10 protein-coding genes and 1 riboswitch are annotated in these 13,027 nt (G+C 70.6%); all 10 genes read right to left on the bottom strand.

Going from position 1 to position 13,027, the window contains the following annotated elements:
• Positions 1-25 precede the first annotated feature (25 nt).
• A complete protein-coding gene (locus tag AC068Z_RS12740; RefSeq protein ID WP_478554624.1) occupies positions 26-1,318 on the bottom strand; it encodes a class I SAM-dependent methyltransferase in 1,293 nt (430 codons plus the stop codon).
• Between the two features lie 188 nt (positions 1,319-1,506).
• Positions 1,507-2,895 (bottom strand): NAD(P)/FAD-dependent oxidoreductase, encoded by a 1,389-nt coding sequence (locus tag AC068Z_RS12745; protein WP_478554625.1) that lies wholly within the window; start codon positions 2,893-2,895, stop codon positions 1,507-1,509.
• 497 nt (positions 2,896-3,392) lie between these two features.
• Positions 3,393-4,334, bottom strand: a complete 942-nt coding sequence (locus AC068Z_RS12750; protein WP_478554626.1) for a Ppx/GppA phosphatase family protein — start codon at positions 4,332-4,334, stop codon at positions 3,393-3,395.
• The gene (locus AC068Z_RS12755) at positions 4,331-4,861 is read right to left on the bottom strand and encodes a DUF501 domain-containing protein (protein WP_478554627.1); all 531 of its coding nucleotides are present in this window, start codon (positions 4,859-4,861) and stop codon (positions 4,331-4,333) included. The genes AC068Z_RS12750 and AC068Z_RS12755 overlap by 4 nt, the downstream gene beginning before the upstream one ends.
• Before the next feature lie 62 nt (positions 4,862-4,923).
• Complete coding sequence (locus AC068Z_RS12760; protein ID WP_478554628.1) at positions 4,924-5,400, bottom strand: FtsB family cell division protein; 477 nt, start codon at positions 5,398-5,400, stop codon at positions 4,924-4,926.
• 93 nt (positions 5,401-5,493) lie between these two features.
• On the bottom strand, positions 5,494-6,774 hold the full coding sequence (gene eno / locus AC068Z_RS12765; RefSeq protein WP_478555352.1) for a phosphopyruvate hydratase: 1,281 nt from the start codon (positions 6,772-6,774) through the stop codon (positions 5,494-5,496).
• A 329-nt stretch (positions 6,775-7,103) separates the two neighbouring features.
• On the bottom strand, positions 7,104-7,799 hold the full coding sequence (locus tag AC068Z_RS12770; RefSeq protein ID WP_478554629.1) for a transglycosylase family protein: 696 nt from the start codon (positions 7,797-7,799) through the stop codon (positions 7,104-7,106).
• Between the two features lie 4 nt (positions 7,800-7,803).
• A riboswitch (cyclic di-AMP (ydaO/yuaA leader) is annotated at positions 7,804-7,969 on the bottom strand.
• Between the two features lie 197 nt (positions 7,970-8,166).
• Entirely contained in the window at positions 8,167-9,159 is a 993-nt protein-coding gene (locus tag AC068Z_RS12775) for a LysM peptidoglycan-binding domain-containing protein (RefSeq protein WP_478554630.1), read from the bottom strand.
• A 384-nt stretch (positions 9,160-9,543) separates the two neighbouring features.
• A complete protein-coding gene (locus tag AC068Z_RS12780) occupies positions 9,544-10,854 on the bottom strand; it encodes a cytochrome P450 family protein (RefSeq protein ID WP_478554631.1) in 1,311 nt (436 codons plus the stop codon).
• Positions 10,851-12,989: a hypothetical protein gene (locus AC068Z_RS12785; RefSeq protein ID WP_478554632.1), complete on the bottom strand. Its 2,139-nt coding sequence runs from the start codon at positions 12,987-12,989 to the stop codon at positions 10,851-10,853. Before AC068Z_RS12785 ends, AC068Z_RS12780 begins: the two co-directional genes overlap by 4 nt.
• Positions 12,990-13,027 lie beyond the last annotated feature (38 nt).

Raw genomic sequence — 13,027 nt, forward strand, 5'->3', positions numbered from 1 at the left:
GGGAGGGAGCGGGGCCCTTGGCGTCTCAGCCCCAGGTTCGGGCGCGCAGCGGCATCCCGGACGCGCCCGAGTCGGGGGTGCGGACCGCCAGCACCTGGTTGACGCCGATGCGGTTGTGCTCGAAGGCCAGCGCCGAGGCCGCCATGTACAGGCGCCACACCCGGGCGCGGCCGGGGCCGGTGAGCCGTACCGCCCGGTCCCAGTCGGCCTCCAGACGGGCCACCCAGTGGCGCAGGGTGAGGGCGTAGTGCTCCCGGATCGACTCCACGTCCCGCACCTCGAACCCGGCGCGCTCCAGCCGGTCGACCGTGACGCCGACGGGCTGGAGTTCGCCGTCGGGGAAGACGTAGGCGTCGATGAACTCGTCGACGCTGTACGACGACTCGTCGCGCTGCGGGCGCCGGGCGATCTGGTGGTTGAGGAGCCGCCCGCCCGGCGCCAGCAGCCGGTGCAGGTCCTCGGCGTACGCCAGATACCGCTCGGCGCCGACGTGTTCGGCCATGCCGATGGAGGAGATCGCTTCGTACGGCCCGTCCATGACGTCCCGGTAGTCCTGGACGCGGATCTCGATCCGGTCGGTGAGGCCCTGGTCGGCGGCGCGCTTGCGGGCGTAGGCCGCCTGCTCCTGGGAGAGGGTGATGCCGACGACGCTCACCCCGTGGTCGCGGGCGGCGTGGATCGCCATCGAGCCCCAGCCGCAGCCGACGTCGAGCAGTCGCGTGCCGGGAACCAGGCCGAGTTTGCGGCAGACCAGGTCGAGCTTGTCGTGCTGGGCGGCCTCCAGGCTGCTGTCCGAGGCCTCCCAATAGGCGCAGGAGTACACCATGGACGGGCCGAGGACGATCTCGTAGAAGTCGTTGCCGACGTCGTAGTGGTGGCTGATGGCGCGGCGGTCGGTGCGCTTGGTGTGGAGGTGGCCGCGGCGTCTGCGGACTTCCTCCTCGGGGGGCGCGGGCGGCAGCGGCGGCCCGGCCATCCTGAACAGCCCGGCGATCGCCGAGCGTGCCTCGGGATCGCGCAGCGTCTCGCCGAGCGAGCGGGCGTCCTCGCCGCGCTCCCAGATCAGCCCGGAGAGCACGTCGAGGGCGCCGTAGAGGTCCCCCTCGATGTCCAGGTCGCCGGCCACCCAGGCGCGGGCGAGCCCGAGTTCGCCCGGCCGCCACAGCAGCCGGCGCACGGCGCGGCGGTTGTGGACGACCAGCGCCGGTGCGCCGGGCGGGCCTGCCTGTGATCCGTCCCAGGCGCGGATACGCAACGGGAGCGGTGCTCCCAGCAACTGCTCGACGAGGCCCTTCAGCCGCGGCGCGGCGTCTGCCATGGCGCACACCTCCATGACGGAGATCCGGAATGTCCCACACCCACGTAAACACCAACGGGGCGGGGGCGCAGTCCCCCATCTGCGTTAAGAGTTCGGTGTGACGCGGCCGCGGACCGCACGGGAACGCCGAAGGGCCCCCCGCACCACGGATGGCGGGAGGCCCTTCGGATGGATCAACGACCGTCAGGTCAGGAGGCCTTGGCCTTCTCCTCGGTCTTCGGCGCGGCGGCCGCGGGAGCCGGGGCGGGCTTGGCCGCCTCGTAGAACTCCTCGCGCGGCGACTCGAGCGCGCCGAGCGCCACGACCTCGCGCTTGAGGAACATGCCGAGCGTCCAGTCGGCGAAGACGCGGATCTTGCGGTTCCACGTCGGCATCGCCAGGCCGTGGTAGCCGCGGTGCATGTACCACGCGAGCCGGCCCTTGAGCTTGATCTTCATCTTGCCCATGACGATCATCGCGACGCCCTTGTGGAGGCCGAGGCCGGCCACCGCGCCCTTGTTGGCGTGCTCGTAGTCCTTCTGCGGGAAGCCCCGCATGCCGGAGATCACGTTGTCGCCGAGGACCTTGGCCTGCCGCAGCGCGTGCTGCGCGTTCGGCGGGCACCAGGCGTTCTCGTTGCCGGCCTTGCGGCCGACCAGGTCCGGAACCTGGGCGTTGTCGCCCGCGGCCCAGATGTAGTCGGTGCCCGTGACCTGGAGCGTCGGCTGGCAGTCGACGTGACCGCGGGGGCCGAGCGGCAGACCGAAGCGGGACAGGACCGGGTTCGGCTTCACACCGGCGGTCCAGACGATGGTGTTGGAGTCGACCTCGAGGCCGTTCTTCAGCACCACGTGCCCGTCGACGCAGGAGTCCATGGAGGTGGAGAGGTAGACCTCGACCCCGCGGGCCTCCAGGTGCTCCTTGCCGTACTGGCCGAGCTTGGGGCCGACCTCGGGAAGGATCTTGTCCGCGGCGTCGACGAGGATGAACCGCATGTCCTCGCGGGAGACGCTGGTGTAGTACTTGGCCGCGTCGCGGGCCATGTCCTCGACCTCACCGATGGTCTCCGCGCCGGCGAAGCCGCCGCCGATGAAGACGAAGGTGAGCGCCTTGCGGCGGATCTCCTCGTCGGTGGTGGAGTCGGCCTTGTCGAGCTGCTCGAGGACGTGGTTGCGCAGGCCGATGGCCTCCTCGATGCCCTTCATGCCGATGCCCTGCTCGGCGAGGCCGGGGATCGGGAAGGTGCGGGAGACCGCGCCCATCGCGATGACCAGGTAGTCGAAGGGCAGCTCGTACGCCTCGCCGACCAGCGGGGCGATCGTGGCGACCTTGCGGTCCTGATCGATGGTGGTGACCCGGCCGGTGAGGACCTCCGCCTTGGGCAGCACGCGTCGCAGCGGGACGACGACGTGGCGCGGGGAGATGCTGCCGGCGGCGGTTTCGGGGAGGAAGGGCTGGTAGGTCATGTACGACCGGGGGTCGACGACCGTGACGGTCGCCTCTCCGTAGCGCATCTTCTTGAGAATGCGCCGAGCTGCGTACAGGCCTACGTACCCACCGCCTACTACGAGGATCCTGGGACGCTCCGTGGTGCTCATGCCATCGAGTATCCACCCGCCCCTGGGGGGTCGCTCGTGCGCCCCTTCACAAGCTCTTCGAGGGGGTGTGTTATCCTCCGCGACCCGCGTGACCCAGGTCATGGCGTGGACCGGGAACGGCGGTGTAGGGGAGACCGTTGTCAATGCCGCGTGAGCTGCCTCTCTGGGCATCCGGGGCCACGGTGAGCCCTCCGAAACACCCTCGCGCACCCTCCCCTTTCGACACCCCCGGCCACCCCTTCTGAACGCGTTCAAGGGGCCGTTGGGGCCCCGGAAGGGTCAACGTGACCCCTTCCGGACCCCGACCGGGCCGAATTCCTTGTGAAGAACTTCACGAACTTTCCCGACGAAGTGTCGCCCGGAGGCCCTCGAGAGCCACTCAAACCTTGCTCAGACGGCGACATGGCCTGCTCAACCGAGGCTACCGGCGAGTAACAAAGGGTGGCAAGGGCGGGCCGGGAGCGCGTCGGGAGAGCGCCGGGAGCGCCCCGCGGAAGCTACGCCACCGACCACGCGATGCCGTCGAGGATGTCGTGCTCGCTCACGACGACCTCCTCGGCACCGATCCGCTCCATGATCGCCAGCAGGACGAGGGCGCCGGCCGCGATGACGTCGACCCGTCCCGGGTGCATCGACGGTACGGCCGCCCGCTCGGCGTGGGTGGAGCGCAGCAGCCACTCGGTGATCTCGCGGACGCGGTCGTGGGAGACCCGTGAGTGGTGGATGCGCGCCGAGTCGTACTCGGGCAGCTCCTGGGCGATGGCGGACACGGTGGTGACGGACCCGGCGAGTCCGACCAGCGTGTGCGCCTCGCGCAGCGGCACGGTCCGCTCGGCGAGGTCGAGGGCGGCCTCGATGTCGGCGCGCATGGCGGCGATCTGCTCGGCGGTGGGCGGGTCGGAGACGACGCCGTCCCGCACGAGGTGCCGCTCGGTCATCCGCACGCATCCGACGTCGACGGACCGGGCCGCCCGTACGTGCTCCGCGCCGACGACGAACTCGGTGGACCCCCCGCCGATGTCCACCACGAGGTAGGGCCCCGGGAGATGGTCGTGCTCGGCGAGTTCCCTGGTGGCCCCGGTGAAGGAGAACTCGGCCTCCTGGTCCCCGCTGATCACCTCCGGCTCGACGCCCAGGATGTCCATGACCCCGCGCACGAAGTCGTCCCGGTTCTCGGCGTCCCGGGAGGCGGAGGTGGCCACGAACCGCAGGCGCTCGGCGCCGTGCTCCTTGATGACCGCCGCGTACTCCCGGCAGGCGGCGAAGGTCCGTTCCAGCGCCTCCGGCGCGAGCCGCCCGGTCCGGTCGACCCCCTGCCCGAGCCGGACGATGGTCATACGGCGGTCCAGGTCGACGAGTTCGCCCGTCACCGGGTCGGCGTCGGCGACGAGGAGCCGGATCGAGTTCGTACCGCAGTCGATGGCGGCGACACGGGTCACTTGGCCTCCTCCTGAACCGGCGTCACGCACGAGCCCTTGCGCCACCACTCCGGCAGCATCGCGAGCGCCTCGTCCCCGAGCGGGTTCACGCCGGGTCCGGCGGCCAGCGAGTGCGCGACCAGGACGTGCAGGCACTTCACGCGGTCCGGCATGCCGCCCGCGCTCGGGAAGCCCGTCAGCTCCTCGATCTCGTCGCGGCGGCGGATGTAGTCCTCGTGGGCGGCGCGATAGGCCGCGGCCAGCTCCGGGTCGGTCGCCAGGCGCGCGGTCATCTCCTTCATCACGCCGTTCGCCTCCAGCGTGCCGATCGCCGAGTTGGCCTTCGGGCACGTCAGGTAGTACAGCGTCGGGAACGGCGTGCCGTCCGGCAGCCGGGGCGCCGTCTCCACCACGTCCGGCTGTCCGCAGGGGCACCGGTGCGCGATGGCGCGCAGCCCGCGCGGCGGCCGCCCGAGCTGCTGCTTGAAGGCCTCGACGTCCGCGTCGGTCGGCTCGGTGCGGGGAGTGGTGGGCGGGGGCGTTTCCATAAGGGCCTTAACAGTCTTTCGTCTTCGTTTGTCGGTCGGCGGCGAGTACCGGTCGGCGGCGGCTACCGGTCGGCGGCGTCGGACTTGTCGACCCCGTCCCACACGTTCGCGTACCAGGGCCGGTCGGCCGCGCCGAGGTCGGTGCGCGCCTGCTTCGCCGCGTCGGGATCGATCACCACGAAGCCGGTCTCCCCCGGCATCACGTAGTGCAGCCGCTCCCGGATCCGCTGCTCGGCGTACGCGTCGTCCTTCCAGCGTGCCTTGAGATCGCGCAGTTCCTCCACCCGCTCCCGGGCCTGCTGCTGCTGCCGTTCCAGATCGGCGATCTCGGCGCGCTGGGCGACGTACTGCCTTATCGGATAGGCGAGGGCGACGACCAGGGTGCAGACGACGAGGGCGAGCAGGGCCGCGCGGCCGGTGAGCCGGGAGCGACGGGCCTGCCGCTTGGTCTGGGAGCGGTAGACACGGGCCGCCGTCTGCTCACCCAGCAACCGGATCCTGGTCGCGGTGGAGAAACGGTCCCGGTCCTTGACGGCCATCTCTCACTCCCGTTCACACACGCGCGTACGTCCCCGCACACGGTACGGGACCGAGTACGGGGACGTACGTACGACTGGCTACGCCGGGAGAGGTCAGCCCTTGAAGCGCGGGAAGGCGCTGCGGCCGGCGTACACCGCGGCGTCATCGAGGATCTCCTCGATGCGCAGCAGCTGGTTGTACTTGGCGACGCGGTCCGAGCGGGCCGGGGCACCGGTCTTGATCTGGCCGCAGTTCACGGCGACGGCGAGGTCGGCGATGGTGACGTCCTCGGTCTCACCGGAGCGGTGGGACATCATGCACTTGAAGCCGTTGCGCTGGGCCATCTCGACGGCGTCCAGGGTCTCGGTCAGCGAGCCGATCTGGTTGACCTTGACGAGCAGGGCGTTGGCGGAGCCCTCCTCGATGCCGCGGGCGAGGCGCTCGGGGTTGGTGACGAAGAGGTCGTCGCCGACGATCTGGACCTTGTCGCCCAGCTTCTCGGTGATGGTGTTCCAGCCGGCCCAGTCGTCCTCGAACAGCGGGTCCTCGATGGAGACGAGCGGGTACGCCTCGACGAGCTCGGCGTAGTACTCCGTCATCTCGGCGGCGGAGCGGTCCTTGCCCTCGAAGGTGTAGACGCCGTCCTTGTAGAACTCGGAGGCGGCGACGTCGAGGGCGAGGGCGATCTGCTCGCCGGGGGTGTAACCGGCCTCCTTGATGGCCTCGATGATGAGGTCGAGGGCGGCGCGGTTGGACTCCAGGTTCGGGGCGAAGCCGCCCTCGTCGCCGAGACCGGTGGACAGGCCCTTGGTCTTCAGCACCTTCTTGAGGGTGTGGTAGACCTCGGCGCCCCAGCGCAGCGCCTCGGAGAAGGACTCCGCGCCGATCGGGGCGATCATGAACTCCTGGATGTCCACGTTGGAGTCGGCGTGCGAGCCGCCGTTCAGGATGTTCATCATCGGCACCGGCAGCAGGTGCGCGTTCGGGCCGCCCAGGTAGCGGAAGAGCGGGAGGTCGCTGGCCTCGGAGGCGGCGTGGGCGACGGCGAGCGAGACGCCGAGGATGGCGTTGGCGCCGAGCGAGCCCTTGTTGTCGGTGGCGTCCAGGTCGAACATCGCCTGGTCGATCAGGCGCTGCTCGGTGGCGTCGTAGCCGACGAGCTCCGGGCCGATCTGCTCGATCACGGCGAGGACGGCCTTCTCGACGCCCTTGCCGAGGTAGCGGTTGGGGTCGCCGTCACGGAGCTCGATGGCCTCGAAGGCACCGGTGGAGGCACCGGACGGAACGGCGGCACGACCCGTGCTGCCGTCGTCGAGGCCGACCTCGACCTCGACCGTGGGGTTGCCTCGGGAGTCCAGGATTTCCCGGGCTACGACGACGTCGATGGACGGCACGAGCATCTCCTTCATGGGATGTGACGCTGGAAGTGCGGGGCACGTGAGCCTTGCGACTAGAGCCTAACCGCCTGAGGGACATCGGCCAGCCGACCGACCGTCCCGTGGACAAGGACAGACGGTACCCATTGTTTCTCGCCGGAACAAAGGATCCGTGAACTACGGGAGAAGAACTGCTCGTAGAAGGACCGCTCACAGAAGAAACCCCGCCCCGGTGCGTACGGGGGAACACGCACCGGGGCGGGGAGCCCGTGGGGACGGGGGTGACCCTCACGAGGCCTCCAGTATGGAGGACCCGGATAGGAGGGCCCTGTGGTTCGGCTACGGGATTACTTGAGGTGCAGCTGCTGACCGGGGTAGATCAGGTCGGCGTCCTCAACGATGTCCTTGTTGAGCTGGTAGAGCTTCTCCCAGCCGCCCTTGACGTCGTGCTCCTCGGCGATGGTGCTGAGGGTGTCGCCCTTGGTGACCTTGTACTCGCCGTCGCCCTTCTTGACCTTCTTGCCGGTCGGGGTGGTGACGGTCTTCTTGGCGGCCGGGCGCTCGGCGGAACGGGAGGCGGGCTGCTCGGTCTCACGCGGCGCCGGGGTGCTGCTCTCGGTGCTCTCGGTGCCCTCGGAGGAGCCGGAGGTGCTGGAGCCGCCGTTGTACGCGGCGCTCGACAGGCCGACGCCGCAGTGCGGCCAGGCACCCTTGCCCTGGCCCGCGAGAACCTTCTCGGCGATCTCGATCTGCTGCGCCTTGGAGGCCTGGTCGGCGGTGGAGGCGTAGGCCGTACCGCCGTACGCGGCCCAGGTGGAGGCCGAGAACTGCAGGCCGCCGTAGTAGCCGTTGCCGGTGTTGATGGACCAGTTGCCGCCGGACTCGCACTGGGCGACGGCGTCCCACTCGGAGGCGGTGGCGGCGGAGGCGTTGCCGGCCGCCATCAGCGGGGCGGCGACGGCGGCGCCGGTCACACCGGCGATGGCGATGGCGCGAGTGGCCTTGGACGGACGACGGTGCTTGCCCTTGCCGGAAAACAGCATGGATCGATCCCCTCACCGACGCCTGCGAGGTGAGCTGTCGGGTTCGGGCCGGTTGAGTTGCCCGGCCGTACACCTTTCGGCGTACGGCTCCACCCCAAGCCGCTCCGGTCAACCGACCGGCGCGGCGCTTACCTTGGGTCCCCCGCTCCTGCCTACGGCGCATGACGCGACGACTGTTCCCGTACGGCCACCGGCAGGATTCGGCGTGCGGCAGTCGGGGCCCGCTGCTTGCGAGCGGTCATGACCGTAGACAGGCGATCCGCGGAATTTCAAAGACGATCAGGGCTTCTGAGACTCATCCCACACTTTCGCCAAAGCGGACATTCGGCGCGAAGCGTGACGCGAACTGGCCCTGGTTTTCGACCGGTTAGTCCGCTACTTCAAGGGTCTGACCGGGAGTGATACGGCTGGGGTCGGGGCCGATGGCCGACTCGTTGGCGGCATAGAGCCCGCGCCATCCGCCGCTGAGGTCAAGGGAGTCGGCGATGCTCGCGAGGGTGTCGCCGGCGCGCACGACGTACGACCCGTCCGCCCCGCTCTCGTCCGCGGGCTTGCCGCGATGACGGCCGGCGCCGGTGTCGACGAGGACGGAATCGCTCCCGACCCAGAGGATGTTGTCCGAGTTGTCCAGCCCGGAGATGCCCGTGAACAGACCGTCGGCCTCGCGCGAGGGGTCACTCTCGGACGAGCCGGACGAGCCGGACGAGCCGGACGTCCCGGACGAGCCGGATGATTCGGACGAGCCCTTCGATCCCTTGGACGCGGAAGCCTCCGCGGATTCGGTTGACTTGTCCGACTTCTTCGGATTTGCCGACTCGGACGAGCCCGTCGACTCCGGCGAGCCGCTCGACGCTTCGGGCGACGCGGAGGCGCCGGGGTCCGTCTCGGAGTCGGAGTCGGCGTCCGAGTCGGCCGCGGACTCGGAGGCATCACCGCCGAGGGAGTCCAGCAGGCCGGACGAACCGGACGAGCTGGATGAGTCGGATGATTCAGACGAGTCGGGCGAATCCGCCTCTTCCTCGACGCCCGTGTCGACGCCGACCGAACCGGACTTGGGGTCCAGACCGGAGAGCGGGCCACAGGTGGGCCAGGCGGCGAGCCCCTGGTCGGCGAGGATGCGCTCGGCGACGGCTATCTGCTGGGAACGGCTGGCCTGGTCCGCGCTGTCGGCGTACGTCGTACCGCCGTACCGCTCCCAGTTCTCCTGGGTGACCTGAAGGCCGCCGTAGTAGCCGTTGCCGCTGTCCTCGCTCCAGGAGCCGCCGCTCTCGCATTCCGCGACCCTGTCCCACGTGTTGCCCTCGGCGGCGCTGGCGCCCGAGGCGCCGAGCAGCGGGATGGCGATGGCGGAGCCGGTCACTCCGGCCGCGACGATGAGAGCCGGAGCCTGGCGGGGGCGACGGTGACGACCGTTCCCGGAGAGCATGCGGGTGCCTTTCGAAGACAGCGGGGACCGACGCGGCGCCGGTGGGGCGAGGCGTCGCGTTGACGAGTGAACGTATCGGCAGACGATCACTTGTCACAAGTTAATGCCGCACAGATCACGTGAAGATCACGGACTTGAGGGTGTGTCACGTTTGACCTGACGGCACCTCAGGGGGAGGTAGGCGTGCACTCGACCGGAAGGGGGAGTTCCGGCACAGGGGGTGAACTCGGCCAAAGGGGGAGTTCAGGCACGGGGGGTGAACTCGACCAAAGGGCGAATCTCAGTCGGGGGGCGTGAACTCGACCGGGAGGGCGAATCTCAGTCGCGGGGCGTGAACTCGACCGGGAGGGTGCGCAGTCCGCGCATGATGAGGCCGCCGCGCCAGCGCAGGTCGGTGGGATCGGCGGCGAGCCGGAGGTCCGGCAGCCGGGTCAGGAGGGTGGCCAGCGCGGTCTGGCCCTCCAGCCGGGCGAGCGGGGCGCCGAGGCAGTAGTGGATGCCATGGCCGTAGCCGAGGTGCTGGTTGTCGCGCCGGGCCAGGTCGAGGGTGTCGGGCTCGGCGAACCGGGCCGGGTCCCGGTCGGCGGCGGCCAGAACGACCAGCACGGGGTCGCCGGCGGCGATGTCCTGGCCGCCGATGGTGAGCGGCCGCGTGGCGAACCGCCAGGTGGCCAGCTCGACGGGACCGTCGTAGCGGAGAAGCTCCTCCACGCCGGTCTCCAACAGGCCCGTCTCCCCCGCGGCCAGGGACCGCTGGAGCCGGGTGCGCTGCTCGGGGTGGGTGAGCAGGGCGAAGGTGCCGTTGCCGATCAGGTTGACCGTGGTCTCGAAGCCGGCGAAGAGAAGGATGAAGGCCATGGCCGCGGCCTCGTTCTCGGTGAGGTGCTCGCCGTGGTCGGAGGCGCGGATGAGACCGGAGATCAGGTCCTCGCCGGGGGCCGGCTCGGCGGGCAGCGCCTCGCGCTTGCGGTGGATGAGCTCGGCGAGATAGCCGCGCATCTTCTTCACGGACCGCGCGACACCGCCCCGGGGTCCGCCCTGGTGGCGGATCATCATGCCCGCCCAGTCCCGGAAGTCGTCCTGGTCCTCTGGGGGGACGCCGAGCAGGTCGCAGATGGCGTAGATGGGCAGCGGGAAGGCGAACTCGTGGATGAGGTCGGCGGAGCCCCGGTCGGCGAACCGGTCGATGAGACGGTCGGTCAGCTCCTGCACCCGCGGGGCGAACTCGGCGACCCGGCGGGGCGTGAACGCCTTGCTGACCAGGCGGCGCAGCCGGGTGTGGTCCGGCGGGTCGATGTTGAGCAGATGCGTCATCAGCTCGGCCTTGCGCTCACCGGGGATACCGGTCTTGCCCTTGGCGTGGGCCGGCTCGTCGTGGTGCTCGGGGTTCTTGCTGAGCCGCTGGTCGGCCAGGGCCTGCTTGGCATCGGCGTACCGCGTGACCAGCCACGCCTCCACACCGCTGGGCAGCCGTGTCCGGTGCACGGGGGCGTGCTCCCGCAGCCAGGCGTACGCCGGGTAGGGATCGGCGGCGAACTCCCAGGTGAACAGCTCGGGGGCCGGGGGTCGGGTGGCTTCGGGGGCTGCGGAGGGGGCGGGGGTGGGGATGGGGGTGGGGTGGTCGGTCACTCCTTGACGGTATCGGGCGGTGGGGCGGGGGTCGCTTCGGGTGACGGCCGGCTGTGGCGACGGGCGAGTACGACGGCCATGCTGACGGCGCGCCGGACCGACAGCTCGGGACCGGGAAGCGCCGGGTGCTCCGGGTCCGGCGTGTAGTGCTGCGTCATGACGGCCTCGAAGCCCTTGTCCCGCAGGGCTGCTCGGAGCGCGGGGACGACTTCGGCCGCGGCGGCACCGCCGTTCCTGGCCGCGCTGCCCAGCCAGTGCAGGGCACGCTCGAGGAAGAGGAATCCGAGCTCCTCCACCGGTTCGTTGTTTCCCGCCTCCACGGCGGTCCGGAGGTGGGGGATGGCCTCGTCGGGGTCGCCCCGTCCGAGGAGGAGATACCGACCGAGCATGTGGGCCTTGCCCGGGTCGTCCTCCGCGACCTTGCCCCACCAGCGCCGTGTCTCGGGGTCGTCTCCGGCCCAGGTCGACAGGACGGCGAGGAGCAGCACGGCCTGCTGGTCGCCCGCCTCGGCCGGGCCCCGTAAGGCGTCGCGGGCCGCCCGGGAGACCTCACCGCGCTCCGGCAGCTCCCGCTCCGCCGCCACCCGGGCCATGGACCCCCACACACGGGGCGTCAGGGCCGGCAGGTCGGGGCAGCGGCTCGCGTCCGCGACAAGCGTCCCGCTCGCCCGCCAGGTGCCCGCCTCCTCCCCGGGGACGAGCAGTCCGCAGACCTCGAGCCGGGGCCGGGTCGCCCAGTCCAGGTCCTCCTGCGAGAGGGGGCCGTCGAGGACCAGCGGACCGTAGATCGCGCGGGTGTTGATCAGGTGCTCCCACGCCTCCGGCGGCAGACCGCTGGTGAGCCCGCAACGGGCCGCGTCGACGGCGGCGCGCACCAGCAGATGCCCGTTCGCCCGCCCGCCCGGACGGCTCGCCCGGCGCCACTCCTCCCAGAGCAGGGGGCCGACCGCGAGGAACTCCGTGACACCGAGGCCGCCCCGCCACCGCGGGACGTCCGTCAGCCGTCGGTCGTCCGCCCGCGCGAGACGGGCGAGTTCGGCCTCGCTCCACTCGCAGGTCAGATCCACCGTCCGGGCACCACGCAGGGCACGCGCCGTCGGATGGTCGCCGAAGCGGTGTGTCTCGTACGCCGTGTCCCGCATCGTCGCGAGGACGAGCGCGCCCCCGTGGACGAGCTGCGCCAACGGCCCCGCCACCAGCCCCCGTTCGTCGAGGTGGCTCTCCAGGTCGTCGAGCCACACCACGTAGGCCGTGGCGGGGTCGCGACCGCGTAAGGCGGCGGACAGCTCGGGCAGATCCGTGCCGGGGTGTGCGTCGAACAGCCGGGTGCTGTCCTCGGCGTTGCGGTTGAGCGCGGCCCAGGCGGTCATGGTCTTGCCGGACAGGGACTCACCGGTGACGATGACCAGACCGCCCTCGCGCAGCCCCTCGGTGACGAGCATGTCGAGCTCGTCATCACTGTCGCGCGGGACGTACGGCGGCATCTTCGCCTCGTCGCCGAAGGCGGAGACGGGCCGTACGCCCAAGGTCTTGCGCCGGAACTCGAAGAAGCGGGGCCAGCTGTCGGCGGTCGCCGCCGGGGCCGCGGTGCCGTAGTTGTGCTGTACCCCGATGACGGGGCCGTGGAAGTTGGCCCGGCGGAAGTCGACGTGGTCCTGGGCGGTGGGCACGGGCGGCTGAACGATGAAGTCCAGGGCAGCCTGGTCGATGACTCCGCGGGCCTCGATGGAGGGTCCCGGCGCGGGGACCGGGACAGGCCCGCCGAGGACTTCGCCGCACTCCCCGCAGTAGATGTCACCGGCCTCCACTCCGGCAGCGCAGGACGGGCAGGTGCGGAAGGCGACGTCGGGCCTGAAGTCCTCTATGAAGCGGTGAACCTCGTTGGCGATGACTCCCCGTTTGAACGCCATACGGATCTTGGACTTCCAGATCAGCGCCGCGTCCCGCGCGGAGAGCGTCCCGCTGTACACATCACGCCGGAAGCTGTCCAGAGTCGGGCCCACGTCCTCCTTCATGGCCATGCCGTAGATGTGGACGAACGTCGGCCTGACGCGCTCCTCCCAGTGGTCCGAGCCCATCGACGCCACCAGAACCCCGGCCGCCGCACCCGCCAAATCGTCCAACACACCTGACATTTGAGCCCCCGTGCCCGAACCCGACCCTGGAGGCAACC

It is taken from the genome of Streptomyces sp. NPDC043726, from assembly GCF_056436565.1.